This is a genomic window from Bifidobacterium pongonis, assembly GCF_019331805.1.
Taxonomy (GTDB): Bacteria; Actinomycetota; Actinomycetes; order Actinomycetales; family Bifidobacteriaceae; genus Bifidobacterium; species Bifidobacterium pongonis.
This window is the reverse complement of record NZ_JAHBBE010000059.1, coordinates 1-5,960: the sequence shown is the minus strand read 5'-3', so window position 1 is coordinate 5,960 and position 5,960 is coordinate 1. Positions and strand designations below refer to the sequence as shown.

At 56.7% G+C, this 5,960-nt stretch carries 3 protein-coding genes; 1 reads left to right on the top strand and 2 read right to left on the bottom strand.

Annotated elements, in window-relative coordinates; genetic code table 11:
- Positions 1 to 121: 121 nt before the first annotated feature.
- Complete coding sequence (locus tag KIH75_RS09745) at positions 122 to 2,647, bottom strand: RICIN domain-containing protein (protein ID WP_420829196.1); 2,526 nt, start codon at positions 2,645 to 2,647, stop codon at positions 122 to 124.
- A gap of 397 nt (positions 2,648 to 3,044) precedes the next feature.
- Here KIH75_RS09745 and KIH75_RS09740 point away from each other — a divergent pair, with 397 nt between their 5' ends.
- Entirely contained in the window at positions 3,045 to 4,439 is a 1,395-nt protein-coding gene (locus KIH75_RS09740; RefSeq protein ID WP_219056508.1) for a sialate O-acetylesterase, read from the top strand.
- Between the two features lie 137 nt (positions 4,440 to 4,576).
- Here KIH75_RS09740 and KIH75_RS09735 read toward each other — a convergent pair.
- Positions 4,577 to 5,960, bottom strand: a 1,384-nt coding sequence (locus KIH75_RS09735) for a DUF6541 family protein (protein ID WP_219056507.1), incomplete at its 5' end; no start/stop codon positions are given.

The window sequence follows — 5,960 nt, the reverse complement described above, 5'->3', positions numbered from 1 at the left end:
GCGAACGAATGGTCGAACCGCCGCTACCTGGACATGTCCCGGCTCGATGACAACCTCGTGGAAGCGAACTGATCATCGCGCCATGGACGGCCATGATCCAAAGTGCGCAACTTTTCGGGCACTACCCATTGGCACCATTCGAGGTAGAAGCACCCGAAACATCAAGGACTTTGTTTTCTGCGAGCGCCGACTGGAACGTATACGATCCATCGGAATGCTTCACTGCAATCCACTTCTGCGCATACGTATTATTTGAGGAATATTGCTGCACATTGGCACCATTGGCGGAAGAGCCCCCGTAAACATCCAGAACCTTGCCGGAATTCACATTGGTCAATGTCACATAACCGTTGGAGTCGTGCGTGACTTTCCATTTCTGAGCGTTGGTGCCGTTGCCATTCCACAGTCGCACATTGATGCCATTGCTCTTAGAGGCACCGGCAACATCGATTTTCATGGAGGTTTTCAGCTTCGATCCAAACATATACGTGCCGTCAGGAAGGTCCTTCCTATGCGAGTCAGCGGCAGCGTTCATACGTTCTCTTGGAGTAGACACCTTGTTTATTGTCCACTGCTGAGCGGCTGTTCCGTTAGGCGTGTACATCTGGAGTTTGACTTGCTGCGCGGCATTGCCTCCTGGAATGTCCACTGCCTTGTTCGCGTTCACTGATACCAATGCCACCCTGCCGCTACCGTAGTTGCGTACGGTCCATTGTTGGGCGACAGAATTGTTCCCATCATATTGTTGGAGCGCCGCACCGTTAGCCGCAGATCCACCGCACACATCCAGTGCTTTGCCGGAATTTACGTTGGTAATGCGGTAGGCTGCATTACCAATCGTGGTGAAAAGGTATTTTTGCGCGTTGGATCCGTTGCTCGCATACAACTGGATTCGTGCGCTATTGGCGGTTGATGCGCCGGGAACGTCGAATACCAATCCGTTGTTTTTTACTGACCGAATCGTTGTTGACGTATTTGCCGGAATGCTGACCTCGCTGGATGAGAGCACGAAAAGCTGAGCAACTGTTCCATTGGGCGCATACAGGTGAATCGCTGCACCGTTGGCTGTACTGCCGCCGCTTACATCCAGAACCCAATTGCCCAGGGCGGACTGCAAGTAGTAACCGGTTCCGGAATCACGAATGAACCAATGCTGAGCATTCGTACCATTCGTCGAATATTGCTGCACTACCGCATTGTTGCCGGCCGAGCCATTGCGAACATCCAACGCTTTGCCGGAATTCACATTGGTAATGCTGTAGCTTCCATCTGGCTGCTTAATGAATCTGAACTGCTGCGCTTTGGAACCGTTACCGGAGTACAGCTGGATGGCTGTGGAATCAGCCGTGCTCGCTCCAGGAATATCAATGCTGCTTGCCACTTTGGATCGCACATTGATGTAATAGTTCCCATCAGGAACAGTGATAGCCGGCAATGCGCGAACATCAACGGATGTTTGCGTACTGTTGGTTTTCTGCTTGCCCCCAAACGCATTTACGTCCACACTGCCGCTGATGCCGTTGATATGCGCCGACGACGAATACTGCCAGCCGCGATCGTTGCTGGACCATGCCGTATAGCCCATACGGGAACCGTACTGCGCCACCCACCGTGTCTTTGCGTGTATATCACTGCTGTTGAGCTCATTGTTGAGGTAACTGGTGTAGGAGTACACCGCAAGATTGCTATAGCCCGCGTTACGCAGCTGGCTGAACCAGGCGTTCACGATGCCGTCGTACACGGCCGGGCTGGTCGGGTGCGCGTGGCCTGTCCAGCTCCACGCTTCCAGGTCGTAATACACCGGGTATTGCAGGTCATTCGGGTTCACGCCGGCCTTGCGCAGCAACGATGCCACGTCGGCGCCTTCGGAAGCGGCATTGCCGGAATTCTCGGCGTACGAATACATGTAGATACCGAACGGAATGCCCAACCGCTTGCATTCGCTGATATTACGTAATGCCTTCTTGTCGTATCCGTTGCCCCACCCGTAACTAATGCGGATGATAGCTCCCTCAACGCCAGCGTTCTTCACCGTCTGCCAATCGATATCCCCCTGCCACTCGGACACGTCGATCACGCCCTTGGCCTGCTGCACAAACAGACTGCCGTTGCCCTCAAAGAACGCCGGTGTACCGTTGTACGTTCCCCAATACGCGCCATACTCATTATTCGGCAACGATGCCAACCGTACCGTCGCTTTGCTCCGAGCTGTTTCGGCGGATAGGCTGGCATCGCTTTGAGCCTTGGAGGCATTCTCGATCTCGGTTCTGACCGCGTCCACCTCAACGGGGATGAACGACGCACCGTCGGTTTTCGCCAACGGGTCCGGCTGACTACTCTGCGTGCCCACCAGGTTCGGATCGGTAATCGTCTTACCGGTGGCAAGATCCTTCAACGTGCCATCCGCAGTCAACGCATGGTCTTCAGACACGACTTCCGCATCATCGGGGATGCTCTGCGCGATTGTATCCGGCAGCTCCGCTTCAGGATTGCCCGGCATGGTGTTTTCAGCACCATCTGTGCCACTGATGGAACGCACCTGTGTGACAGCGTCCATGTTCACATCATGCAGTTGCACGGCATCCGCAGGCAACGCACCACCCAATGCCAATCCAGTTGCGGCAATCGCACACAACACAGTTCTCATCGCACTCATTGCAGCTTTTCTCATCTCCCATAACGACCCATCACAACAGCATTCCCAGCCTAACCGGCACCATGCCCTTTCCCCCGCACCTGCCAGCTTTCCTCTCGCATATTCCTCTCACAGCGAGCATGAACCGCCACCCGCCGCCTTCAGCCGCTTCACACGTTGCCCGGCTATGGTACAAATACATTCGCATGATATGGATGGAAAAAGGGTATCGATGAAATCGTTTCGCACACAACGCAGTGCAGTTTGCTGCGCTTTTCTCACTTTGGCTTTGGTTCTTCCCCTATGCGTAGTCGCACATGCGCCTGCAGCTCAGGCCGCTGGAACCGTAATCGCCGCACAGCAGAGCACTCCCGCCACGGTGAAGCTCCCCACATACTATTCGAACGGCATGGTATTCCAACGCGGTAAGCCGATCACCGTCACCGGTGAACTGAAAAACATCACATATGCGAATATCGACTGGAGCAAGCTCAGCGCATCCCTCTCCATGGACGACAAGCGGTATTCCGGGCAGGTGACCAGCAGCCACGAAGCGAAGTTCACCATTCAAATCCCCAAGGTCCCTGCCAACCAGCACCCATACAAGCTGGAAGTGCAGTACGACGGCAAACTGCTCAAAACCCTCGCCCGCGTATATGTGGGCGACGTGTTCGTGGCAGCCGGGCAATCCAATATGGAAGTGAACTACACCCAGTATTACAACACCAAGAACCTTAAACTCGACCCGAACGCCAGCCCACAGGGAGTGTTCAAATACAAGGATCTTCCCGAAACCATCGACGATCCGAACGTGCATTTCATCGTGGCACAGCATGATGTGCAATCCGTGCAATTCCCCGTTGCGGATGAGAATAAATCGTCCTGGTCGGAAGCCACCACGCAGAATTCCAAGCGTCTCAGCTACCTTGCGCAATTCTTCGCACAAGAACTGCGCACCACCAGCCCGAACATCCCCATTGGCATCATCCAGACCGCATGGGGTGGCACGGCCATCAGCCGACACATCAAGGGCGGCGACATCTACAAGAACCATATCGCCCTATTGCAGGGCTTCCACGTCGCCGGCGTGCTGTGGTACCAGGGCTGCAACGATGCCGCTAACAATGCCACCGCATTGGCCTACGAATCGCAGTTCACCGCGCTGATCAACCAGTATCGCAAGGTGTTCGACGACGCGTCCCTGCCGTTCCTCTACGTGCAGCTCGCCCGCTGGGATGATAATCAGTACACGCAGATCGTGCGCCAAGCCCAGCTTTCCACCCTAGACAATCCAAACCTCAACAGCACCAAGAATGTTGCCATGACCGTTTCCATCGACACGGACAAGGGCACGTCCGAAACCATCCACCCGTTGGGCAAGGAGATTCTCGCCAAACGTATGGCCGACCAGTGGCAGGCCATGCGCAAGAAGACCACGGTTCCTTCCGGCCCGGTCGTCACCTCTGCCGAACGCGACGAAAAAGGCAACATCACCATCTCCTTCAAGAACGACACCGCGCAAGGCCTTCAAGCCATGAAACCCGATTACAGCCTGAACGCGAGCGCCACCAAGGTGGCTTCGCCTACGGATGAGAAGCTGGGAGGCTTCGAAGCGGCGGACGCATCCGGCAAGTTCAGCCCGGCTACGGCCACGATTCGGGGGAACCAGTTGGTGGTGTCGTCGGATGATGTCGACCGAATCACCCAGGTGCGTTACCTGTTCAGTGGCGATCCGAATTGTTCCAGCATGCTGTATAACAAGCAGCAGCTGCCGGCCAGCCCGTTCATTATCGCGATTCCGTAAACCCGCGGTTCCGCGTAGTACATGCGGGCGGAGCGGCTCGTTTCCGTAGACACCCCGCCCGCGCTTGTCTGTGCCGATCACTGCCAGGTCAGTACCGTTCAATACCGGCTCAGTACCGATTCAGTGCTGTCCAAATCTCAGTTTCCGCACTCAAACCGGTACAGCGCCCATCCCTTGGCGTAACCGCCCTTATTCGAGTAGTCGCGCACCTTTTTCAGCGTGCCGTCCTTCACGTATTTGGCGATCAGGTCTTCCTTGTGGAACGGGTCGTATTGTTCCTTGAAGGTGAACATCTGAAGGCTTGGTGCCTGTTCGCCCATCGCCAGGAAGTATTCCGGGGTGTCTGTTCCAATCGGGCATACCGTGCCGAGCACTGACTGGGCGTCTCCCGAGTCGAAGGCGCGTTCCACTTCGCCGAAGATCGCACCGTTCTTCTCCGCGGCCGGATTGTAGATCGGGAACAGCATGGTCGTGTTGAACATGGCCTTGCCGTACATGGAACCGTTCAGCGGGTCCGAAATCACCACCGCCTTGTCACCCACAACCCGCGCGACATCCTGCAGCACCTCGTATTTGGATTGCGTGAGCTGTTCGTCCGGCTGATTGTCGGTGAGTTCCATGTTGGCGTACACTGCGTCGGCAACCTGACTACGCGTAACGTTCGTGAACTGCGGCACCACGGCGAGCGCGACCACCAGGATCAACGCGACGACCGTGTCCGCACGGCGCGTGGACAGTTCGCATATGGCGCTGGCGGCGAACACGATCAGGGTGATGAGCGCCAGCGGGATCATGGTGAGCGGGCGGACTTCGGTGCGATACCACACCGCCGCCACGATGTTCGGGAACCAGCCGGTGAGCGATGCTGAGCAGACGAGCACCAAACCGAACAGCAGCACCATCATCGCCACGGAAACCGCGTCCTTACGCAGCTGCCCGCTGGCCGTATTCGGCATGGTCTTCAGATGCTTGCCCGTGGAGGGTTTCGCTCGCATCATGCGAGGCGAAATGGCGACGAGTAGTGTGATCACGAACGCGACGACCACCACGATGCCCGCGAATATGCCCGTCGCCCCCGGCAGCTGGTCGGTGACGAATATGCGCAGGGCATCCTGCACGCTACGGCTCGGCGTGTAGGTGTGGAACCAGTCGGCTGGGTTGAAATAGCGGGTGGACTGGTAGTGCGAGGTCATGTAGAAGAAGAACGCGACCCCGCTCGCCAACACGGCGAGGAACGCTCCGAGAATCAGCTTCCACGGCATGCGCAGCAACAGGAACGGGGCAATGAACAGCAGCCAGGTGAATGCGATGCGCGGATGTGTGACGAGGCATAGTACGCCCGTAAACGCGGTGAGGAGCATCCATCTGAGGATGGGACTGCGCCACCAGCCATGTCTCGGCGCGGTATGCCGGTTGGCGATGGCGTCGAAGAAGCGCAGGGTCGCGTAGATCCAGAACGGGAGGATGGCCGTCGCCAAACCGTATGCGAGCAGCGGACCCGTGGCGAGGCTTTGGAAGGGG

Excerpts from the sequence above, each read along its gene's own strand:
- KIH75_RS09745 (WP_420829196.1), bottom strand. The coding sequence starts at position 2,647 with ATGAGAACTGTGTTGTGTGCGATTGCCGCAACTGGATTGGCATTGGGT.
- KIH75_RS09740 (WP_219056508.1), top strand. The coding sequence starts at position 3,045 with ATGGTATTCCAACGCGGTAAGCCGATCACCGTCACCGGTGAACTGAAA.